The sequence below is a fragment of the Legionella sp. genome, from assembly GCF_047605385.1.
In the GTDB taxonomy this organism is placed as follows: Bacteria; Pseudomonadota; Gammaproteobacteria; order Legionellales; family Legionellaceae; genus Legionella.
Genome location: NZ_JASGFU010000024.1, coordinates 1 through 23,928, shown reverse-complemented (window position 1 = coordinate 23,928; position 23,928 = coordinate 1). Strand labels below are relative to the sequence as shown.

Sequence of the window (23,928 nt, the reverse complement as noted above, 5' to 3'; positions counted from 1 at the left end):
TCTTCATTCTAAGTTTAGTTGTCTTGAATTGTCCAGAAGGAGCATTGTGAAGTTCTTGTTTTAAAAATAAAAAATACAACATTACTCAGTTTATCCTATGCTAATACACAGGGTTATGCACAGGATATTCAAGACCATTACTGTGGATAATTTTTAAAATATATTAAAAATCAATAAGTTATTTTTTAATCGAAGGGGTGTGCGAAAAAACAAACAAAGTTATTCACAATTGTCAGCTTGTTTAGATTCCTCACAAAGGCATTCCTTTGTTAAAATTGCTTTGCAATACAGCGTGACGATGGTTAAATAGTGGTTAATAAGACGATGACGAAAAAAATTATGAGTGAAATTGCTGAACGACAGGCACTAACCGAATTTACAGAGAAAGCCTATCTGGATTATTCCATGTACGTTATTCTGGATAGGGCATTGCCTCATATCGCCGATGGCTTAAAACCAGTACAGCGCCGTATTATTTATGCCATGTCTGAATTGGGTTTGAAAATCACAGCCAAGCATAAAAAATCCGCCCGTACTGTGGGGGATGTATTGGGTAAGTTCCATCCCCATGGGGACAGCGCTTGTTATGAAGCCATGGTGCTTATGGCACAGCCTTTTTCCTATCGCTATCCTTTTGTTGATGGCCAGGGAAATTGGGGTTCGCCTGATGATCCTAAATCCTTCGCTGCCATGCGTTATACCGAAGCACGTTTATCTGCTTATGCTGATGTCTTATTATCTGAATTACAACAGGGTACGGTTGATTGGGTGGAGAATTTTGATGGCACTTTACTGGAGCCTGCACTGTTACCGGCACGATTACCCAATATCCTGCTTAATGGTGCTACCGGGATTGCCGTAGGTATGGCTTCTGATATTCTGCCACATAATTTGACGGAAGTGGCCAATGCCTGCGCTTATTTATTGGATAATCCGCAAGCAGATTTAGCGGCGATTATGCACTATATTAAAGCGCCGGATTTTCCTACTGCAGCAGAAATCATCACCCCATCCGAAGCCATTGTTTCTATTTATGAATCAGGCAATGGCTCGATTAAGATGCGGGCTATCTACAGCCAAGAAAAGCAAAACATTGTGATTACGGCGCTGCCCTACCAGGTTTCTGGTGCCAAGGTTATGGAGCAGATTGCTTTGCAGATGCAGCAAAAGAAATTACCTATGGTTGAGGATTTACGCGATGAGTCAGATCATGAACATCCTACTCGTTTAGTCATTATTCCTCGCTCCAATCGTGTGGATGTAGAAGGTTTAATGTCTCATTTATTTGCAACTACAGATTTGGAACGTAGTTATCGTGTGAATTTCAATATGATTGGCCTGGATGGAAAACCCAAGGTTAAAAATTTATTGAGTATTTTGTGTGAATGGTTGGCATACCGTGTTGGTGTGGTTAAAAGACGCTTGGAATATCGTTTAACTAAAGTATTGGAGCGCATCCATGTATTGGAAGGATTGCTCATTGCTTACCTCAATATTGATGAAGTCATTGCGATTATTCGTGAGCATGATAATCCCAAAGAGGGGTTAATCGCACGGTTTCATTTAAGTGAGCGGCAGGCAGAGGCAATTTTAGAGATGAAGTTGCGTCATTTAGCCAAATTAGAAGAAATCAAAATACGTGGAGAATTAGACGCTTTTTGTGCAGAGCGTAATCATTTGCACAGTATTTTAAGTAGCGAGTCTAAATTAAAGAATTTGGTTAAGGAAGAAATAATTCGCGACCGCGATACTTTTGGCGATGAACGTCGTTCACCCATCATTGTGCGCCAAGAAGCACAAGCCTTAAAAGAAGAAGATTTTTTACCCAATGAACCTATTACAGTAGTTTTCTCTAAAAATGGTTGGGTACGCGCCGCCAAAGGACATGATGTAAATGGTATGGAACTTAGTTATAAAGCTGGGGATGAATTTAAAGCCCAGGCTTTAGCCCGTTCTAATCAGCAAATTATCTTCTTTGATAGTGAAGGAAAAGTATACTCTCTTCCAGGGCATTCATTGCCATCGGCGCGTGGTCAGGGGGAGCCATTAACTGGTAAATTAAATCCTGCCGAAGGGGTTTTATTTGAAACTGTGGTTGGTGGAGAAGCAGAACAACGAGTGATACTTGCAAGTGATGCCGGTTATGGTTTTATTGCTAAAATTGGTGAGCTTTATGTAAAAAACCGCAATGGTAAGGCGTGTGTAAAATTGCCGGAAGGCAGTCGCATTTTATCCCCACGTATTATTCCAACTCAGGCAGAATTATTGGTGGCTTGCGCTACCAATGCTGGACGCCTTCTTATTTTTTCGCTTTCGGAATTACCGGAGTTGACTCGTGGTAAAGGTAATAAGCTCATTAGCATTCCTGCGGCTAAGGCAGGTACACGTGAAGAATATGTGATTGATGTACAAGTTTTATCTAGTAATGATTCACTTACCGTACATGCCGGAAAACGCCACTTTACTTTGAAAGGGGTGGATTTGGAGCACTATAAAGGTGAACGCGGACGACGAGGTAATCGTTTACCACGCGGTTTGCAAAATGTGACGCAATTACAGGTAAGTAGTGTGGGATAATTCATTGCATCTTAATGAATCGTAAAAGAATGGATCACATTTGCTTTAATGAATATTATAGGATCATAATTTATCATCTGGGCATGCCTGCATTTTGGTTTTCTTTTTACTCATTTGGTGGTAAAATGGGCAAATAATACACTTATCGAGGATAATACTAATGAGATTTTTTGCCCATGAATCAAAGACAGACAAACCTTTAAAAGAGATGAGCCTTCAATTACAAATCGAAAATGGTGAATATATTAGTGTTAAAACTGATAGCACAGGTCATTTTGAACTTTCTGACGAATATAAAGGGAAGAGAGTTTCAACATCTTTTCTTAAAGTTGGATTTACTCCATGGACTGTAGCAGAAGAAAATGCAACTTTAGAAATTGACACCCAATGCGACGAAAGAAGCGATATATATCATGAATACTTGAGTTCAGATTTACCAGAAGACACTGTTAGCCAACTTCTTAATCTTGAACTACCCGGGGTTTTTTAATGTCCAATTTTCAGCGCTATTACAATCTCACTCAGTGAATATTGCTATCTAAGAGTGATTGAAATGAGATGCTGACGCATCTAACATACTGAATTTTTCTTTGTTTTACCGACAAAAAGGAATTTCAATATGATACAGGAACGTCAGCTGATAACTATTTTTTGCAAGGATTTGGATAAAAATATTGCAGAAGTCTTACTGTCTGCTCCGGTAAAGGGAAACCGTGGGCCCAATTGCAGTGTGTGAATTAGCGAAATAATGACGGTTCAAATTTTGTTCCAAATGGTTGGTTATCGTAACTTTAAAACGTTTTATACTGGGTTTTTAACGCAATATTGGTCTCATTATTTTCCTAATTTTCCTGGATATGTTCGATTTGTATAATTAATGTCTCATTCTGTTTTTCCACTAACTAACTCTATTTACTCAGCTAAAATGTGGAAAAAAGACAGGGATTTATTACATCGACTCCAGTTGTCTTCCCGTTTGTCATTTTAAAAGATCAAAGCGACATAAAACGTTTGATACGATTGCTCAATATGGAAAAACATCAGTTGGGTTGATAGCATCACTATTAAGAAGCTAGGAATCATAAATAAGTGATGGTACAGTTGAGTAATGTTCTTTATATGATATTACTTTTCCAGTGACGGAAAAATGGCTAAACAGGGAACTATAAGCTTCATGTTAAAATTTTTTATCGTTGTAGCTTGTTTATTGTTGAATTCTTGTATGATGGTAGGCCCTGACTATAAAGAGCCGAAAAAACAAGTTGCAGCGCATTGGGCAAAGAAAGATGCATCTGTTAAGGAGGCACCGCTTAAGGACACTAAGTGGTGGGCGCAGTTCCGTGATCCCACCTTAAGCGTGCTTATTGCTCAAAGCTATCACAACAATCTTACTGTACAAGCTGCCGGCGTTAAAATTTTACAAGCAAGAGCCCAACTTGCGCAATCAGTCGGGCAATTATATCCACAACAGCAGGTTGCCTTAGGTAACTTTACCTATACTCGCATTGGCGGTACCTCATTGCAAAGTGTTTTACCCCCAAATTTTGATACGGTATTACTTGGGGTTTCTGCAAATTGGGAACTTGATTTTTGGGGTAAATACCGACGAGCCGTACAAGCCAGCGATGCTGCATTTTTAGAATCACTTGCTGCTTATGATAATGCCTTAGTGAGCTTAACTTCAGATGTTGCTACAACCTACATCAAAATACGTACTTACCAAGAGCAAATTAAAATCACCAAAGCCAATATTGTGGTGCAAAAAATCGGCTTAAAAATCGCTCGTGCTCGCTACAATGCCGGCCAGACCAGCCTGGTGGATGTGGAGCAAGCCATGACGGAATTATCACAAACAGAAGCGAGCTTGCCTTCGATTGTGACTAATTTACAAAAACAAAAAGATGCCCTGGCGGTATTACTCGGCACCATTCCTAATGGCATTGATGCGGTGATTGTCAAAAGTAAAGGCATTCCCAAAGCGCCACGCTCTATTGCTGTGGGTATTCCCAAAGAAGCAATGGCACGCCGACCGGACATTCAACAAGCGCGTTTAGATGCCATAGGGCAATCAGCCGCAATTGGCGCTACAGCAGCTAATCTTTACCCGGCACTTTCATTAAATGGTGCCTTTGCCTTTTCTGCAAATAATATTGGCAAATCATCACTTACAGATATCTTTCAATGGTCGAACCGAAATGTTATTGCTGGTCCAAGCTTTACCTGGCCTATTTTAAATTATGGACAAATCACGAACACCGTACGTGCACAAGATGCTGCATTCCAACAATCTTTACTCGATTACATGAACCTGGTACTCAAGGCACAACAAGAGGTACAAGACAATATCACCGCTTATATCGAAGCGAAAAAAGCAGAAAATTTCCTGGAGCAGGCCAATAAGTCTGCCGTTATGTCCTTAAAGCTCGCTTTAGTTCGCTACAAAGAAGGGGAGACGGATTTTACCCCTGTCCTTAATGCCGAGCAGCAACAATTAAGTGTGCAAACCTCCTTAGTCAATGCGCAAGGGAATATTCCCTTGGCTTTTGTGGCTTTATATCGTGCTTTAGGTGGAGGCTGGGATATTCGTGGAGGTAATGATGTGGTATCAGAGCAGATTAAAGCCGAGATGGCCACGCGTACTAATTGGGGTACTTTGCTAAAACAGCGCAATCATCAGCCACCAGCAACTAGAAAACAAAGATTAAAACAACTTTATCTACCAAAATGGTAATTCGTATGAACGTGAATCAACACTCAAAAAAAGTCAAAATGCTCGGGTTAGGTGCAGTTGCTTTATTGGTTTTTTATTTGATCGCTCATCATTTTACAAAACAGGGTGCTCCTGAAATTCCTCCACCAATGGTGGTAGTACAAAAACCACAAATTAAAGAAATGGTGGAATATGTAACACAGACAGGAACTACAGTTGCTTATAATTCGGTGAATTTGGTTGCGCGGGTGGAAGGTTATCTGGAGAAAATAGAATTTGTGGATGGAACGTTTGTGAAAAAGGGCCAGGAATTGTTTGTGATTCAACCAGAGCCTTATTGGGAGCAATTAAAAGCAGCCCAAGCAACGGTTGCTGCAGAAAAAGCCGCTGATGCATACAATAAATCAGAATATGCACGCCAACAACGCATGTATAAACAAAATGCGACTTCGTTAAATGAAGTTGAGAAATGGTTAGCCAAAACACAGGAAATTACGGCAGAAATTGATAAGGCAACAGCCCAGGCAGTTAATGCAGCCATTACCTACAGCTATACTCATATTGCCTCCCCCTTCGATGGGCGTATTGGCCGCCATTTGGTGGATATCGGTAATTTGGTGGGTAATGGTCAGGCAACTAATTTGGCTACGGTTGAGCAAATTAATCCATTGTATGTATATTTCAATTTGAATGAACTGGATTTAATCAAATTGCGTGCTGCTGCGCGTGCGCGTGGTATGAAACCTAAAGACATTAATACCATACCAATTTACATCAGTATGCAAAATGAAAATGACTTTAAATATCAGGCAACACTCGATTTTATTAATACCGGTTTGAATGCGTCCACAGGAACCATGGAATTACGTGCGCTATTACCTAATAAAGATTATGTTTTTCTCCCTGGATTATTTGTGCAGGTACGCATTGCGGTAACAAAACCAATCAGGCAATTAACCGTACCGGATGCGGCCATATTGTATGATCAGATTGGGCCTTATGTGTATGTAGTGGATAACAATAATAAAGTGGTAATCAAACATATTAAATTAGGTAGCTCGACACAAGGAAGTCGTGGCGTGCTTGAAGGCATAGATGCACAAGATAATGTGATTATCGAAGGAGTACAAAATGCCTCTGCGGGTAATAAAGTGCAGTTGCAAACCGCAGCAACAGAATCAAATGAGAAGGCAGGTGCACCGCAAAGTGAGAAAAAACCATGATCTCTAAATTTTTTATTGAGCGGCCAATATTAGCGAACGTGATTGCTTTATTACTGGTTTTATTAGGGATGGTTGCTATTATTGTTTTGCCAGTAAGTCAATATCCTGCCATTGTTCCTCCTACGATTCAGGTGACGACTACATACCCTGGTGCGGATGCTAAAACTCTGATTAAAACAGTGGCTTTGCCTATTGAACAACAGGTCAATGGAGTGGAGAAAATGTTGTACATGCAATCCACCAGTACGAATAGTGGTACCTACACTTTAATTGTTACGTTTGCAATTGGTACCGATCTGAATTTTGCACAAGTACTGGTCCAAAACCGAGTTCAAGCTGCTATGGCTCAGCTACCTGAGTCGGTACAAAAGCAAGGCGTAGTCGTGCAACAAAAATCCACGTCGATTTTGCAATTTATTACTTTGACTTCAGAGCATGGCGAATATGATGGCTTGTTTTTGGATAACTATGCTGCGATCAACATGCAAAATGAATTGGCCCGTTTGCCGGGGGTGGGGAATGTTCTTATCTTTGGCACTGGAACTTATGCCATGCGTATTTGGCTGGATCCGCAAAAAATGCTCTCTTATGCTTTAAATCCTGGTGATGTTCTCAATGCAATTAGTCGCCAAAATCAGGAGGTTTCTGCAGGGCAAATAGCGTCACCACCAGTCTCTGGAACACAGCCTTATCAGTTTACAGTGAATGTTCCGGGGCAGCTTGCCGATTCAGAGCAATTCGCTAATATTATTGTTAAAACCATAGCCACTGCGCCCAACCAAAATGCCAACAGCAGCACCAGTGCAAAAATTGTGCGTATTCGTGATGTAGGGCGAGTGGAGCTTGGTTCTTCCAGTTACAGCCAATTGGCCAAATTAAATAATAAACCCACTGCAGCAATAGGTATATATCAATTGCCAGGAGCAAATGCCTTACAAGTTGCTACAGAGGTACGTAACGCCGTAGCAAAAATGGCGAAAAAATTTCCTGTGGGAATGCAATACAGTATTCCCTTTGATACCACTATGTTTGTTAAAGCTTCTGTTAATGAAGTGTATAAAACGCTATTTGAAGCAGGCATTTTAGTATTAATCGTTATTCTTTTTTTCTTACAAAATTTTCGTGCCACATTGGTGCCAGCAACCACAGTTCCGGTGACTATTATCGGTGCATTTTTTGCCATGCTTTTATTGAGTTACTCTATTAATTTACTCACTTTATTTGCTTTGGTGCTCGCTATTGGTATTGTGGTGGATGATGCAATTGTGATTGTTGAAGGAGTGTCGCAACATATTGAGCGCGGTATGAATCCCAAAGAAGCATCGATTGAAGCCATGCGTGAACTATTTGGCCCGATTATTGGAATTACTTTAGTATTGATGGCCGTTTTTGTCCCGGCTGGTTTCATGCCTGGTTTAACCGGGGCAATGTATGCTCAATTTGCTCTAGTCATTGCGGCGACTGCATTTATTAGTGCGATTAATGCGATGACCTTAAAACCTACTCAATGTGCATTATGGCTGAGGCCAGTTGAGCCGCACAAAGAGAAAAATTTCATTTTTCGTTTTTTTGATAAATTGTATTATCCGGTTGAAGCAAGATACATTACTTTTATTGATCGCTTGGTGCATCAAAATAAGACTGTTTGCTTGGTAGGTTTTGCTTTGGTTTTGCTTGCCATTTGGGGGCTAAGTCGTATTCCCACCGGGTTTATTCCCATTGAAGATCAGGGCTATATGATGATGAATGTGCAATTACCTGATGGATCAAGTTTGGGACGAACAGAAGCGCTCTTGCATCGCTTAAGTGATGAAGTTTCTAAAATTGATGGTATAGAAAATGTCATTACTATTGATGGAATTTCTCTGTTAGACAATAGCGCAAGCCTTGCTAATGCTGGAGTATTGTATGTGATGTTTAAGGATTGGAGCGTACGCGGTACAAAAGAAGGATTATTACCGCTTTATCATAAGCTCAATGATATTGCACAAAAAACACTGGATGCCAACGTCTTGGTGATGTTGCCGCCACCAATTCAAGGCTTGGGAGCTGCTGGTGGTTTTCAAATGCAGTTGGAATTACAAGATGGCTCATTTGACTATCGCAAGTTACAAGCGGCAACGGATCAACTTATTCATTACGCCAGTCAACAACCGGAATTGCAGCGTTTAATGACTTCTTTTCGTGCTTCGGTACCTCAGGTTTCCGCACCCATTAATCGTACCAAGGCAGAATCGTTGGGAGTGAGCATTGGTGATGCAAGCGATGCGTTGCAAACTTATCTTGGATCTTCTTATGTGAATCTTTTTACCAAGTTTGGCCAGGTATTTCAGGTCTATGTACAAGCGGATGCACCCTATCGCATGACGATGGAAGATGTGCGCCACTTTTATGTCAAAAATCAGTCTGGTGATATGGTCCCTCTGGGGACTTTAACCGATATTTATCCTACGCTGGGACCTTCGATAATTTCACTTTATAATCTTTATCCCTCAAGTAATATTTATGGTATGTCTGCTGCAGGATATAGTTCAGGCCAGGCTATGGAAGCAATGGAACGTGTTGCCAGGCAGGTGTTGCCCGAAGGCATTTCTTATGAGTGGACCAGTACAGCCTATCAAGAAGAAGTTGCAGGTAATCTCAGTTATTATATTTTTGCCCTTTCCTTGATCTTGGTGTATATGATTTTGGCGGGTCAGTATGAGAATTGGGTGACGCCTTTATCTGTTTTATTTAGTGTGCCTTTAGCTTTAATTGGGACGGTTTTCGTTCTATCCCTATTGGGATTAGCAAATAATATGTACACGCAAATAGGGATTTTATTATTAATTGCCTTAGCCGCTAAGAATGCAATTTTGATTGTTGAAGTGGCACGCGAACAGCGTGAATTCCATAAAAAATCGATCATGGAGTCGGCTGTCATGGGCGCAAAAACACGTTTTCGTCCCATTATCATGACTTCTTTTGCCTTTATTTTAGGGGTATTACCCTTAGTTTTTGCTACGGGGGCAGGAGCTAATTCGCGTCGTTCTATTGGTATTGCTGTATGTAGTGGAATGTTGGCATCTACTTGTCTTGCGGTTGTATTTGTGCCTGCTTTTTATGTAATGTTACAAACTTGGCAAGAGCACCGACAAGCCAAAAAAATTGAAAAGCAGGGTTTACATGTGGTGGATGAACATTAATCTCATGACCTCTTGATGTTTCTCGTGAAACAATAACATTTTTGATGATCTGTTTGTTTTTTTGCACAAATAATATCTTTTTTGCAAAAAAATATAACCATAATGACTCAAATCAGATATAATGCATGCAGTTCATTACGGTGAGAAAGAACATGCCTTATTTAGTTAAGGGAAATGCACAGCAAGTTTTTTTAGCGTTTGGTCAATCTATAACACCAGATAATTCAATAAGTTCCGTTCCTGATGGCGATTTGTCTCGTATTTTATTTATCGGTGATGAAGAGCAAGCGAATGTGTATTATCAAGAATGGCAAAAGCCTAGTGTTACACCATACTATAAGCAAGGTAATCTAAATGCAGAGATACTGAGCCTACTATTGGGTCCTTTTCCTCTGCAAAAAGAGGATGAAGATTATGATGAATATGATGTTCAATATGCTAACATTTGCTTGGCCTATGTTGATGAGAATAACCAACCTTGTGCGGTAATGCTGATTTTCCGTCGTGATGATCTCAATCAATGGATGTTAAGTTTTACTCGCAATGCTCATCTTGAGCCGCAAAAAAGAGAGGTAATGCTCTTATCCAGTTTTGACTTTAAGAATTTTTTAGTACCCAGGTCTAAACTTCATGTGAAATCGGTTGCCTTTACACATAATACGCTAAAGCAGAATTTGCATTCACCGGTGATTACTGCATTGTTATCAAATTTGCTTACTGAAACTGAAGGAGTTAAGGTTCATGCAGAACGTATTAAAGTGCTCGCGCGAAAACTACAAATTAAGGAAGGACAAGTAACTCTTCCTGAGCCTATTGATTTTTCAAAAATAGACTATCCTTCTTTATTTGTGGAGAATCCAGCTCTGGATTTATTGATAAAGCATAACTGTTCTTCATTTCTCTCTTTAAATGGCATTGCTGATCTTTTAACTGAGTCAAGTGTCTTGGCGGATGAAATTGATAAAATTTTGCCAAGTGAAGACCAGCGATTGTATCGCAATTTATTGCGCATGACGGTAGCCTATTTTGAAAATAATACCTTGAAAGAAAATCGTAATTTACTTGCTGATAGGGAATTTCTCTCCCAATTTAGTGATTTAGCGGATAAGGAGCAGGTACACGTCGTCGCTTTTTTATATCGTAATCATCAACAATATCCTAAAGAGGTAATACACTTGATCCTCTTAGAACCTCGATATTTTAAAGCAGTGAACTGTTTGGTTCAAATGGGTTTTGCTCAGGATGTTTGTGAACTATTAACCGTTCGCCATAAACAAGATGAATTAGAATACATCGATAGTATTAGTAATGAAGATGCAAAGCGGCTATGCCTGGTTTTTTGGATTAAAGGAAAATTAACCATAGAAGGCTACAAAAAAATAGTAGCTGAAACAAAAAAATACCCATTCATGGCATCAACATTAGTTGCTTTAGATAAAGAAAATCTGGTTGAGAGGTGGATTGATGGGCTGGCAGAATTAGCGTTGAGTCCACAAAAACATTTGCCAGAATCTATTAAGTATCATTTTGATGTAAGTGATAAATTAAAACATCGGAGTGAATCTGAGCTTATGACTGCTCTAAAAGCACTGGATACCCTAAAGTGCTCAGATATGCAAAAGTACTTTCATTTGGTATTGGCGCAAGAAGATGCAGGAAATGCTTTGCGTTTATTTCTGCCACAGATTGCTGAGATTAAGGACACTGCATGCAGACAGGCATTAATTGAGATATTCGCTGTTAACTGTAATATTGCATCCATGGAACGGGCTATTGCCAGAATCAATAATCTCCAATGGAGAGCCTTGGCTAATGATTTAAAGCAACGTTATATGTGTGGACATTACTTGCGAGTTTTAGGGTTTAATGATGAAATGGTTACGTGGACTGTACAGGAAAAGAGTCTTCGAACAGCACGATTTCGTAAAATTATTATGAAGGTTGAAGAACAATATAACCTGATTACAGATATTGTATCGGAAAAAACTTCTTATCGGCAGATACAAAGCAGCTGGGAAGATAAAAAGGCTGATTATAGAAGGGAACTATACAATATTGTCTATAAGATACTCAGTAGTCCTAATACCTTTGAAAAAGCTTCTCTGGCTAAAGTAAAGAAGGACATTGAGGCTCATAAACAAAATATTCTTAAAGAGATTAATCCGCCAAGCGATTCTATTTTGCATGCTGTACTTGTTGGGCTTGCGAATATTGTCATTAGTATTTTAACTTTATTTATTGCGAATATTTATAATCTAAGAGAAACAGGTGATTTCTTGTTTTTTAATAAAAATACTCCTGCGACTAAGGTGTGCATACTCGCTAATCAGGTTATAACAGAGCTTGAATTGGAGTTTAAAGAAGACTCTCCCCACAACTGCATAGTGTAAGCAAATCTATTCTTATTCTTCCCATTTATTCATTTTGTGGTTGAGCTTTTATAACTTAACCACGCTATTTGTGTCATATAGGTGCAATATTGCACCTATATGACACAGCGCTCCTTGAACTTATCTAATATTTCTGCTTAATATGAATTATTAAATGTGGATGAATGTTGATTTAAGGGATTAAGTATGAAGATTCCAAAACAGGCATTGCGAGAGAGCGATCTTGAAATCGATTCTAAAGTTAGTGTTAGTGAGGGCACCCACTCTGTAGAGAAGGTTCAATTTACTATGAATGGCCGCTCGCAAGAAGGCTTTTTTAAAAAATTGAATACTGATAATTTTCCAGCGCTTTTAATAAAAATGAGTGTTGGTGCATCTGTTTATCTAGATTCTTTCCAGGGTAATGAAAAAACTGCAGCAGAATATTTAGTATTCAGTGATACCAAAAGTGATGAGGAAGTACCCAAAATCATTGGGCTGGTTTCTTCCGCTTTGAAAGGATTTACCCGTCTTAAATTCAGAGGAGAACCCTTAGCTGCGGGAGAGGATAAAGAAAAAGTCATTCCGAGCAGGGAAACATTGATTAAAGAGGACTATGTTAGGACTTTATTTTATCGTTTGCATCTAGGTGACGACGATACGCATGCTGGTAATTTTGGTCCTAAAGGTGGTTTTGATTATGATATGTTCTGGTACTGGTTCACTGTTCATATGAAAGGCGGCAGAATAGTCGTTGATCCACCTAAGATGAGGGTTGACTTTGACGTGACAGATTATGAGCAATTTCCTGATATTAAAATAGCAGCGCCTTATCATTGGCCTGCTTTTGATCATCCAGGGCAAAATTCCACATCTAAAGTGAAACTGCCAGAGAATTTAAAAAAAACTGCACTTGCTTGGATGTTGCCAAAAGTTAATGCGGATCCTAAGGAGTTTGTTGCTTTAGCTAATGATTCACGAGCTCATGCACAGAAGGTTGCAGCAGCATTACAAATATTGGTGACTTATCAACCTAAAGTGTTGCGTAAGCGCTTGGAAGAGCGTTTTGGTGATCTTAAATTTGATTACACTTCTTTAGAGAGAGATAATCCAGATCAAGCTGCCGGTAGAACAATGCGTATGCAATATGAGACCAGTTTTCCTAAGTTATGTAATTCTACAACAGATCAACAATCCTTCGTTGATGTTATAATGAATATGTATCACCAAATACATTATGATGAATTATATCGTGTAGTTGTTTTTTATATGGGGTGTAAAGATCACGGATTTAAGTTGCCAACGTATTTAGAGCTTTATAACAAACCTTCTATATACCAGAATATTCTTGCTTGGGTGGAAAAAGAGAACGCTTCTCCTACTCATACCTCACCTGATAATCTACTTGATTTACAAGAAATAAAAACACAATATCACTCTATTTGGTGTGGTTCTTTTGCTCCATGGATAAATCAATTAATTCTTAAATCACGTAATTTAGCAGAAAAATTAAAGGCTATTGCTACGAATAATAGTGAGTCGACTACTAACGTATCAGTTAAGCAGGCCGAAGCAGCTATCCAAAATCCCACTGAGACAGCTTTAACTGAAGCTTGGCAATTATTTACTCCATTGAATAATTTATCGCTAAGTTCGAGTACTATTCGTGTAGACAAAGACAGTAACGTGCACCAAGCAGCAGTCTTAGCAATTCAATTTACCAATGAATTACAAGACATCACCAAAGCCTACTATACCAAAAAGCCCGAGGAGTTAACTGAAGAGGATAATGATACCTTCATCTATGGCTTAAGACGTCTTCATCAAACTTATGAGCGAACCCTCCCCAATGCGCTTAATCATACAACCAGTTATGCTGAACAATTTTTTGACATTAGACACGAATTGCGAGAGCTTGACAAGCTGATAAATTTTCATGACCATTTGGAATCCAATGATCAGAGAATGCAACATATGAATTCCTTAGTAACTAGAAAGGAACTCTTGCCACTGAACCATCCTAACGTACTCGCTGAATTTAATGGCGCTTTGTTTGATTGGGTGGATAAATTATCTCCATTACTCTTTAATCAACAAATAAGCGAAATTATTGATGAAAAATATTCATCGCGTTTTGATATTTTTTCAACTCGTAAACGAGCTGTACCAGTTAAAGAATATTTAATGAAAAGTCCCGAACCAAACAGTGATAAATTGGCTTATATTTTATCTTCGGCTAAAAGTGGGGATGAAGGGGCTTTAAATGCATCTCTTATCGACGTATTAAGTTCTAAGATGTTGAAGGAAATGGAGGTAACAAGCGCATCTGATGCTCTGCGAGCAGGGACTTTTACACGACATTTAACGGATTTTGTTAAAGCATCAGTATTGTTTGCCAGTACGGATCAAAGATTCACGCACTTACGTACACTGGCAGGAGTTGAATTAGTTTGTAGCACCATGTATGAGTGGGTATCTAAGCATGAGCCCTCCGACTTATTCAAAATCATCACCATAGCATTGAATAACTATGAAAGGAGTTTGTCAACAACCAAGTCTTTTTTGTATGGAACGCTTTTGGGGGGAAATACCTCCAGAAAGCCTGAGATACAAAAGACATTTACTTTGCATTCTAATAATCCTGCACAAGCACTTGCGCTAACTTTTATGGGCGGCGACAAAGAGTCAACCGCATCTCTTTACATATTTAAAGGGATCATTCATGCAATGAAAGAGCAGATTAATGCTAATAAAGAATTATTAGCATATCCTGGTTATTATTTTGTTAATTTATTTGATGAAGATAATGATTCTAAATTTTATTTAGATAAAATTAAAAATAGAGTTACAGAATCCAGAACAAAAACTGATCCACACTATGCAAACAGTAGCACTTTAATCGTCTAAACTGTAAATTGTGGTACTATTTTATATACGTTATGATTTCATTTTTTAAAGTAGTGTATTTTATATGTCTTTAGATTTATTAAAAACCATTCCTCAATATCTTATTCCAAAACATGGCCTTACCATTTTGGCAGGTTGTTTAGCTGAAGTGAAACAGCCTGCGATAAAGAATTTTGTGATTCACAGTTTTATTAAAAAATTCCAAGTAAATATGAGTGAGGCTTTGGTTGAGGAACCAACAGCTTATGCTTGTTTTAATGATTTTTTTATTCGTCATTTAAAGCCTGAATCTCGGCCTATAGCACAAGCAGATCTTATTTCTCCAGTCGACGGTTGCGTTAGTGAAATTGGTAAAATAAGGGACGGTCAGTTAATGCAAGCAAAAGGGCGTCATTATTCAGTGATTGAGCTTTTAGCGTGTTCTGAAGAAACGGCGAGCCAGTATGTAAATGGTCAATTTGCTACCTTATATTTATCTCCTAAAGATTATCATCGTGTGCATATGCCCATCGATGCAAAGTTTCTTTCCATGACTTATGTTCCGGGTGCTTTGTTTTCAGTGCAACCAACTACAGCACGTGTAGTTCCTAAACTTTTTGCCCGTAATGAGCGGTTAGTGATTTCATTTGCAACTGCTGTAGGCCCAATGATAATGGTTATGGTTGGTGCAACCATAGTCGGGGCAATTGGTACTACTTGGCATGGTGATGTGACGCGAAGTAAACAAAAGACCCTATTTGATTACAGTCAGTCAGTAATAAATAACAGTCTTGCTCAAGGTGATGAGATGGGTTATTTTAAATTAGGTTCTACCGTGATTTTATTATTTGCAAATGGCGAGCAAGTTCGGTGGCGCGCTCACTTAAAAGCAGGTAGTACAATACGTTTTGGGGAGGCTCTAGGTGAAGTTATTTTGCGTTGAACCTTTGAGTCTGCTTTCATTTCTGCTCATTTTGTTTGGACATAGCGAATGTAAATCACCCTAAAAATTAATCGACATTCGATTAAACACTTTGTTATTATATGTGGCACTTTCTTTTTGCTAGGATTTATCTAGGATGCAGCAAGAATATCAAAAACATTTTAATGAAATACCAAACAATTATGGAGATGATTCCTCTTCACGTAGTGCAGGTATAGAATCCACAATAACTCAAGAATTGCGCCCAGAGCCAAAACAATGTAATTTTAAAGTAAATGATGTGCCACTTGATATTAATGATTTTGTGCATTTAGAAAATGCCATGGAAGCTGCGTGTTTAAATCATGGATACAGGTATTTAGCTAGCCATTATGAATCAAAAAATACCCTATTAACTGAATTACTTAAGCAATTTAAAGAGAATTATTCGGATCTTGGGCTTTGGGAACAGGCATATGCAAATGTCATTAATTTTATGAGGTTTGCTTCTGAACCACGTGGGGGCTGTGTGAATTTTTTTAAGGCTCGCTATGGAGAAACTGCTTCAGCGAAAGCTTTTTATACCATGCTCAATCAAGAAGGCTTGCAATGGTTAAGCAAGTATATTCAAGAAGAAGTTGCATTGCCTGATCATGAAGCGAGTGTGCCAGAACGAGGAATTTTTGGCTAGTTTTAGGTGTTGTTTTGCGTTATAGGTGTTTCGTTGAATGTTAATAAAGTAAAAGCAGCCATTATTACTAATTACTTAGTGAACTATATAGAAGTACCTAAAGGGACCGGTAAAGTTTTGCCTTTGGTGGTTATTGAATCATTAGCAATGTGTGTGGCCCATTTAATTTCTATTTATTTAACTAATGCGTTGCATTTTACTCCTTTTCAAGTAGGCAAATTAATTTCTGTTTTAGCTTTGGGCACCTGTGTTGGCTCTTTATGCAGTGGTTATTTAACAACACGAATTTCAGTGCTTAGAGTATCGTCCTTGGGCTTATTAATTTATGCTTTGGGTTTTTTGCTATTATTTTACGTTACTTCTTATCATTTTTTGTTAGCAGTGTTGTTTTTTTGTGGCTTAGGTGGTGTCTTTATGATGATTGGCAATTTAACAGCACTCATCAAATTGGCGAATAATGATTCCATGAAAAACCGGGTGATTGTTTTGCAAGCTGTAGTTTTTAATCTCTCTTATTCAATCAGTAGTTTTTTTATGAGTTATTTTTCTGCTCAAGTATTCAAAAATATTTTCTTAATCTTTGCAGTATTCTTGTCAGTTGCTGGAGTTTATCTGTTACAGCAAAAGGATAATACACCAGTGTTTATTACAGAAAAGAAACTTGTTCCTCTTAAAATCAAATGGTCTTTAACTGCTATCTTAATGCTGGCTATCTTTTTTTATGGTGTTATTTATTCGCTAATCAGAGTTTATTTTCCCGTTGAAGCTCTATCGCGTTTTCACAATCCATTTTATTCCTGGCTTGCATTATCGATGAATCCTTTAATGATTATTCTTTTTCAGCCTGTCCTAATTAATGCCTTGGGTAACAAAACGAACAGGGCTTTATTAATGATTGGCGCTTTTTGCTTAGGTATGGGGTATTTGCTATTTGGTTTTACCTCCTATCTACTGCCTAGTTTATGTTGTATTACCTTGGCTGCTGTAGGAGAGATGATCTTTTCGCCTATTTCTAAAAAATTAGCAGCAACCTCTTTAGGTGTAGGAAATGAAGGGATGGGCTTGGCCATATGGAAATTAACTTTTTATTTTAGTGGAGTTTTGGGCGCTACTTTTGTTGGTTATCTTGGTGAATATTATAAAGCCATAAATATTTGGTTAACCTGCATACCGCTCACCCTGGCCATCATTTTATGTGCTTTATGCTATCGGGATTCGTCCAAAGGAATACAATGTGCCTAATGTTGGCTTAAGCGCATTTAATCACATTGGTTGTTGGGAGAAGGAAGCAAATAAACTGAGTTTTCTTTAAATCATTCCTTGCAAAAATTATCAATATCATAGAATATTTCTAACTATTGGTACCGACTTTTATTGCAATGTTTTAATTAATTAAAATTTTCTTACATCAAGATGAAGTTTTTAAGGATATAGACATGAATCAAAATCATTTAAGAAACTTAATCTTCGTGGGAGCATCTGGATTAGTATTAATGGCCTCTGCTCAAGCAGGCACGGCGGTGTGGATATTCGCACCCGTTGCAGAATATCCGCCTTCGGTAACAATAAGCTCAGTAGGAGTGGCAACCGTCAAATACACGGTAACCAACCAATCGTATCAATCACATATGTTACAAATGAAGCCTGTTCAAGGGATTACCCCATCAGGATGTACTTCACCTTTGAAGTATCATCAATCATGTATCTTAACTCTTACAGTGAATGGCGGTGAGTTGAAAGGTGATGTAACCGGTGGTCCAGTATTATGCGACCAGAGTAATCCCAATCAGTGTTATCAGCCAAGCCAGACGAATGGCTTAGCCATTCGTTTAGTCCAGAAACCCTCTGTTCAACAATATACTGTCACCTCTTCTGCAGGCGCAAATGGTGCGGTTAGTCCGAGCAGTACACAAACAGTAAATTCAGGGACTACACTAACCTTCACTGCAACCGCGGATGCGGGTTATGGAGTGAATCAATGGTTGGTGGATGGTAATTTAGCACAAACGGGTGGAACCACCTATCAGCTAGCGAACATTACTTCCAATCACTCTGTAAATGTGACGTTTGGCACGGTGACGCTTACACCTAGTGTTTCAACAATGGCACTTTCAATCAACTGTCTACCTTCTTCTCTATGTGCGGCCACACAAAATGCGGCACTCACGGGTAATCCAAGACAGATTACTATCCAAAATACGGGTGCAATAAGCGCAACCAATGTGTCAATGAGTTCTTCAGGGCTTCCTTCAGGAACCAGTATTAGCAGCAACAATTGTAGTGGTACACTTAATGCGGGAAGCTCATGCACGATTATTTTAACTCCAGGCAATGTAGCAAGCTCTGATGCAAACAATAATGCGTGTACTTCAGGCACACAACCGATTGCAAATACGGTAACAATTACGGCGGATAGCGGGCTTTCCAGTTCAATTAATATTTATGTATTAGGCTATGGTTGTCAATATCAGGGTGGATTTATCTATTCAATTGATGATACAACCTCTAATACAGGCAGTATTGGTGGGAAAGTAGCCTCTCTGGTTGACCAGGCAGAGCCTTCTATTAGCTCTGGAGCTCAGACAACGAGTATTATTTGGAGTTCCAATGGAAATGGTACGGCATCTGCAGACACAAGTTACGATATACTCCCTGGTATTGATCAAACGTCTACCCCATCGAGTTCTTCACCAACTTTTTCTGCATTCCAAAGCTTTTTTTCATCGACTTATACCAATATAAATCCGTTTACTAGCTCATCTTTTAATGCATGCCAAGGAAACTCAGACGGTCAGTGTAATATTGGGAATATTTTAATGTTCTATAATGAATTGATAACGAATTATGATCCATTAGGAAGCGCACCATTTACTGCATCTAACGGCCCTACACCATTAACTGATTATGCCGCAGGGTTATGTAAAGCGACTATTAATAACTATTCTGATTGGTATTTGCCTGCTATTTGCGAGATGGATGCAGTTAGTTCCTCTGTGACTTGCCCTAGCGGAACACAAAGTATGCTATACAGCCTTTATTTCTTAATTGGAGACTTGGGTGCAGGAACACCAAGCACTTCATGTTCCCCACCTAGTGGGACTAATTGTCTTGCAGGCTACTACTGGAGCTCGACTGTGTCTTTGAGTCCTCCCCAGTATTTCGCGTGGGCCGAGGACTTCACCACTGGTAACAACCATCAGGATTCTAACATTAAGGGCACTCGTTTTGGGGTGAGGTGTTCTCGGGCTTTAACCTCTTAGCTTTGTAAGGGGCGCGCTACCTCGTGAAAGTATCGGTGCCAACATCTTATTTCCTTATAAACTGGGGAGTTTTTAACGAAGTAAATGTAATTGGTACCGATTTTTCTTTCAATAGTTCAATAAATTAAAAACTCTTACATCGAGCTGAGGTTAAATTAGAGTATATTTTTGAGCAATATACTATGCTTTCTCGTGCTCAAAAGCATGGAGCTAATTTTAGAGGTGTTGGGGCAGGTTTATTTCTTACAAAACAACGGGCTAGACTCTTAGATGCTAAAATTCGTGTAAAAAGTAAGGTGGGTAAAGGCTCAACTTTTATTTTCACTATACCAGCCAAAACAGATTTAAAAAATTCTTAGTCTGTTGTTCTCTTATTGTGTACAAAATGATAATAAATGTTCGGCTTTTTCTTTAGTTAGCGGTTTGGCAATAACTTCTTGCATTCCGACTGCGAGGTATTCTTTTATCTCATCAGGGTTGCAATTGCCAGTAACAGCGATAATGGGCACAGCGTTTAATTGGTTTTCTGCCTCGTATTTACGAATAATAGAACAAGCTTGTGCTCCTGAAATCGTCGGTAATCCTATATCCATGCAAATTGCATTATACTGATTTTTTTTAACTAAATTGATTGCCTTATCTCCATCATCAGTAAGTTCAACCTGGCAACCGAGCATTTCAAAAATAAATTGGGCCGTCTTTGCTGCGATCATATTATCTTCAACAACTAGAATACTTTTTTTAGCAGTACTCATTTGGCATTCCTTGGTTTGAATATTTACTAGTATAGTACATATGTGTGAATCAAAAGTCGAAAATAGGTGCTTCCAATATTTTTCTTTGATATTTTGATATGCTGCGTCGGTCTTAATTAGTTAACCTCTGATGATGTAACATTATGGAAAATAAAATAAGGAATTTGTGTGTCTTTTTGTTATTGGTTACCATCCTAAACGTAGCACATTCGGCTACAAAGATTTTAGTCTCTCATTATAAAAACTGGAGCCATCCAGTTCTAAATGTCTTTAATAAATACGATCTTTCTTTATATAAAATTCGTTTTTCTGAAGATGGAATATGTCCTACTTTTTACTTGAATTTTAAACATTCCCCTGTTCCTTACACCCAATACATTGTCGATTATCAAAACGTTTACTCCGAAATATTAAAAGCTAACTTTGGCTTTCCTTATGCTCTAGTCGATAAAGAAGATAACTTAAAAATTAATGTTGGATGGAATGATGAGAATAAAAAGGTAATGGATGTTAATTTGGCTAGGGCTGCTTCTCGCTCTTTGTGTAAAGGAGCTCATCCTGTTGATAGTGGCTTTGAGAAAGTTACTATTAATTCAAAATTAGAAAAATAAGATTGAGATAAAAAAATGGAATTGTCGGACTAAGGTTCGACTGAAGAAAGCAAGATCACATTAAGGATTTTATTATGTTAAAGCGCCCAATTTTTTTTATTATTTTAATCGTGTTCAATTTTATAAAGGCAACCAATTGCTTGGCTGTATCTTTTAAAGAATACACAATTGATGCTAAGTCCAAAATTTATAAACCAAGTTTTAATTGTAATAACGCCAGGACAAAAATAGAGCATGTTATTTGCCACTCGAAAGAACTTGCATACGCAGATGTTGTGCTGTCAACCCTCTACTATCGACTGGTGGATAAACAGCCAGTTGATTTTGTGACTCGGCAAAAAATGTGGCTAAGGGAGCGAGATTTTTGTTCTTACTCCATTGATATAGAGCGTTGTTTGCTAAACAAATATCAAGATAGAATTTTGCAGCTCAAGCATTTGAAAATAATTGTTCCATCAAAAAATATTCGAGTAGAACAACATGAACAATGGGATCATCCAGTTCTACCTATTTTACAAAAACACAATATTTCATTATATAAGGTAAGCTATTCGAACGATGGAACATGCCCTACCTTCTACGTGAAATTCAAATACCACCCACTTAGCGCAGAAAATGACAAGTATTCTAAAAAAGTATACGCTGAAATATTACACGCTAACTCATCGTTTCCTTATGCAATCGTTGATAAAGATCATAATTTTAAAGTCAATGTTGGATTTAGAAATAAAGCTAAAACGATTAATATAGTACGTTCCGCGGGGGGTTCTTCTCCTTCCACTTGCCTGGATGGTAGCAGTAGTCCGGATGCTGAAAAATTTACTGTTATCGCTCAAATGAAAAAGCAGATTTTGCGCTCTCCATTTAAAACACCCTTGCGCCAAGAAGATGGAAAAAAAATCATTGCTTATTTATATGCAGCAGACGAAAAAGCAGTTTCTTATGATTATACCGGGTGCACCACTGGTATAAAATTAAGAGCTAAAGCAAAAACAGGCCATTATTACATTTATTTATATGATGTAATTACAGACTATTTTTATCCAAGTCGCGTCCCAGTTTTCAACGGCGATAAACCAACTATTATGGGTATTGAAGGAGCATATTTCGTTACCGTTTCTGGTAAAAAAGCAAATCGGCCAGATACATTAGTAGTTAGTCAGCGCGACACTTGCCAAGAAAGTTTTTATGAAGCATATACCCTTTGGGAAGATCACACCTCATTGCAAAAACTCACTTCTTTTCATCATTACTCAGCTCTGGAGTTTTACCTGCAAGGTAACAAAAAAGATGCTGCGTGAGTAGCTAAAAAAATTTCACTCAATTTTATATTTGTTGTTTAAATTTTTTAATATTGATAATCAAAGGATAAATTATGGAAAAAATTCTTAAAGTTCTTCCTCGCCCACTTATTTTAATTACTGTTGCTATAGGCTTATCTGCTTGCGTTCCTATAGGATGTGTTCCGATTGATATAGACCAACGCAAAACAATTCATCAAACAAATGAAATGTTGTTCTCAGAGCAAAAGAATTTCGAAGCAGATAAAGTAGAGCCTGTTTATATTCCTGGAACAGGAGTTATTGGTGTAGTAGTTTTATCGGTCATTGCCAATCATGTAAACGCGGTAAATGAGCGTCGCATTAAGTCTCGTACTAAAGATGTGGATGGGGAGGTTTACAAAAAGCTGTTTAATCGTAATTTAGCATATGAATTAAAGGAAATAAAATGGTTAAATCTAGATAAAAGTAGTATTAAAGATCCTGTTAGGTATGGAGAAAAAAGAACTCTTGTTACAAACTTTCCAAAAGATGGCGATACAATGATTTACGTTGATTTGTCTTATCAGTTAACTCCCAATATTTATAATGCGTTATTTATTAAAGCAAATGTAGAAGCTTATAGAAAAAATGGTCCTAAAGCTACATTGATTTATAAAAATTACTTTGGATACATACACATACTTGAAAAACATAAAAATGCTGAAGAATATTTGGATATTTGGTTTAATAATAATGCGAACCTAATCAAACAACATATGAGTATTGCTGCGCATCGTCTATCCAAAGCTATTGTGAGTGACATTCAGGATTCCAATAAACATCCAGATACTAAGCACCCAACAAATGTTTTTTATTTAGATTTTGGATCCTCTGGGTTAATTCAACAGGCTGGTTATCTCGAAGGAAAAACAGATAATAAATATGTAATTCGTACCAAGCTTGGTGGCATTTTATTTACTGATGAACAAGTAAAAAGGAAGCATAACTGGCGTGAATAAAAATATCTTCTGTACTGGCACAGAAAGAATTCTGTAATTTTTTAACCAGGGTTATTTCGTGCCATTTGCAAAAAGAAATCTAGCGGAATAAAAACATTTGAAGTGCATACTAATTCACATCATCAAATTAGCTTCGTCAAAGATTAATAAGAGTATGACAGAGTATGCACAAACAAGTATTTTGCCAGTTCAAACCCAACATACAAATAACATCGTTGTTGTGGGTGTTAAAGATAGTTTTCGTGACGACGCGGCCTGCAGTAATGTTGCTGAGGTCATAGTCGTAATAATCGGTTTCACGGATCCAGCTCATCGTGTTGCTGCTTAAGCCATTGGTTTAATTCATTCATGGTGTGTTGATTAACGCGAATAAGTTGTTGATAAAGTGGCTCGAGTAATGAGCGATGGCCTGCTTTGAAATAGCGTTCGAGGTATTGGCAGGCATAGCGCATTTTTGC

General features: G+C 38.2%; 17 protein-coding genes and 1 pseudogene. 17 read left to right on the top strand and 1 reads right to left on the bottom strand.

Features of this window, described 5'->3' with window-relative positions; all coding sequences use genetic code 11:
- Window positions 1-324 precede the first annotated feature (324 nt).
- From parC to QM652_RS07370, 13 genes and pseudogenes are all read left to right on the top strand, one after another.
- Window positions 325-2,577 (top strand): DNA topoisomerase IV subunit A, encoded by a 2,253-nt coding sequence (gene parC, locus QM652_RS07430; RefSeq protein ID WP_415074372.1) that lies wholly within the window; start codon window positions 325-327, stop codon window positions 2,575-2,577.
- A 160-nt stretch (window positions 2,578-2,737) separates the two neighbouring features.
- Window positions 2,738-3,067: a hypothetical protein gene (locus QM652_RS07425; RefSeq protein ID WP_415074370.1), complete on the top strand. Its 330-nt coding sequence runs from the start codon at window positions 2,738-2,740 to the stop codon at window positions 3,065-3,067.
- A 451-nt stretch (window positions 3,068-3,518) separates the two neighbouring features.
- Window positions 3,519-3,653, top strand: a pseudogene (locus QM652_RS07420) (transposase); the annotation flags it as partial.
- 98 nt (window positions 3,654-3,751) lie between these two features.
- On the top strand, window positions 3,752-5,308 hold the full coding sequence (locus tag QM652_RS07415; protein WP_415074368.1) for an efflux transporter outer membrane subunit: 1,557 nt from the start codon (window positions 3,752-3,754) through the stop codon (window positions 5,306-5,308).
- A 5-nt stretch (window positions 5,309-5,313) separates the two neighbouring features.
- Complete coding sequence (locus QM652_RS07410; RefSeq protein WP_415074366.1) at window positions 5,314-6,510, top strand: efflux RND transporter periplasmic adaptor subunit; 1,197 nt, start codon at window positions 5,314-5,316, stop codon at window positions 6,508-6,510.
- Complete coding sequence (locus QM652_RS07405; RefSeq protein ID WP_415074364.1) at window positions 6,507-9,695, top strand: efflux RND transporter permease subunit; 3,189 nt, start codon at window positions 6,507-6,509, stop codon at window positions 9,693-9,695. The genes QM652_RS07410 and QM652_RS07405 overlap by 4 nt, the downstream gene beginning before the upstream one ends.
- Window positions 9,696-9,847: 152 nt before the next feature.
- Window positions 9,848-12,085: a hypothetical protein gene (locus tag QM652_RS07400; RefSeq protein ID WP_415074362.1), complete on the top strand. Its 2,238-nt coding sequence runs from the start codon at window positions 9,848-9,850 to the stop codon at window positions 12,083-12,085.
- A 186-nt stretch (window positions 12,086-12,271) separates the two neighbouring features.
- On the top strand, window positions 12,272-14,971 hold the full coding sequence (locus tag QM652_RS07395) for a hypothetical protein (protein WP_415074360.1): 2,700 nt from the start codon (window positions 12,272-12,274) through the stop codon (window positions 14,969-14,971).
- A 64-nt stretch (window positions 14,972-15,035) separates the two neighbouring features.
- Entirely contained in the window at window positions 15,036-15,893 is an 858-nt protein-coding gene (gene asd, locus QM652_RS07390; protein ID WP_415074358.1) for an archaetidylserine decarboxylase, read from the top strand.
- 136 nt (window positions 15,894-16,029) lie between these two features.
- Window positions 16,030-16,563, top strand: a complete 534-nt coding sequence (locus QM652_RS07385; protein ID WP_415074356.1) for a hypothetical protein — start codon at window positions 16,030-16,032, stop codon at window positions 16,561-16,563.
- A gap of 33 nt (window positions 16,564-16,596) precedes the next feature.
- Window positions 16,597-17,805, top strand: a complete 1,209-nt coding sequence (locus QM652_RS07380; RefSeq protein WP_415074354.1) for an MFS transporter — start codon at window positions 16,597-16,599, stop codon at window positions 17,803-17,805.
- Between the two features lie 194 nt (window positions 17,806-17,999).
- A complete protein-coding gene (locus QM652_RS07375; protein WP_415074352.1) occupies window positions 18,000-19,823 on the top strand; it encodes an InlB B-repeat-containing protein in 1,824 nt (607 codons plus the stop codon).
- A gap of 164 nt (window positions 19,824-19,987) precedes the next feature.
- Complete coding sequence (locus QM652_RS07370; protein WP_415074406.1) at window positions 19,988-20,182, top strand: ATP-binding protein; 195 nt, start codon at window positions 19,988-19,990, stop codon at window positions 20,180-20,182.
- Window positions 20,183-20,194: 12 nt separating this feature from the next.
- On the opposite strand, the gene QM652_RS07365 is transcribed toward QM652_RS07370, so the two are convergent.
- On the bottom strand, window positions 20,195-20,578 hold the full coding sequence (locus tag QM652_RS07365; RefSeq protein WP_415074350.1) for a response regulator: 384 nt from the start codon (window positions 20,576-20,578) through the stop codon (window positions 20,195-20,197).
- Between the two features lie 143 nt (window positions 20,579-20,721).
- Between QM652_RS07365 and QM652_RS07360 the strand changes: the two genes are divergently transcribed.
- From QM652_RS07360 to QM652_RS07345, 4 genes are all read left to right on the top strand, one after another.
- A complete protein-coding gene (locus QM652_RS07360; protein WP_415074348.1) occupies window positions 20,722-21,189 on the top strand; it encodes a hypothetical protein in 468 nt (155 codons plus the stop codon).
- Between the two features lie 140 nt (window positions 21,190-21,329).
- Entirely contained in the window at window positions 21,330-22,490 is a 1,161-nt protein-coding gene (locus tag QM652_RS07355) for a lysozyme inhibitor LprI family protein (RefSeq protein WP_415074346.1), read from the top strand.
- 74 nt (window positions 22,491-22,564) lie between these two features.
- The gene (locus QM652_RS07350; protein WP_415074344.1) at window positions 22,565-23,470 is read left to right on the top strand and encodes a hypothetical protein; all 906 of its coding nucleotides are present in this window, start codon (window positions 22,565-22,567) and stop codon (window positions 23,468-23,470) included.
- A 154-nt stretch (window positions 23,471-23,624) separates the two neighbouring features.
- Entirely contained in the window at window positions 23,625-23,798 is a 174-nt protein-coding gene (locus QM652_RS07345) for a hypothetical protein (RefSeq protein ID WP_415074342.1), read from the top strand.
- Window positions 23,799-23,928 lie beyond the last annotated feature (130 nt).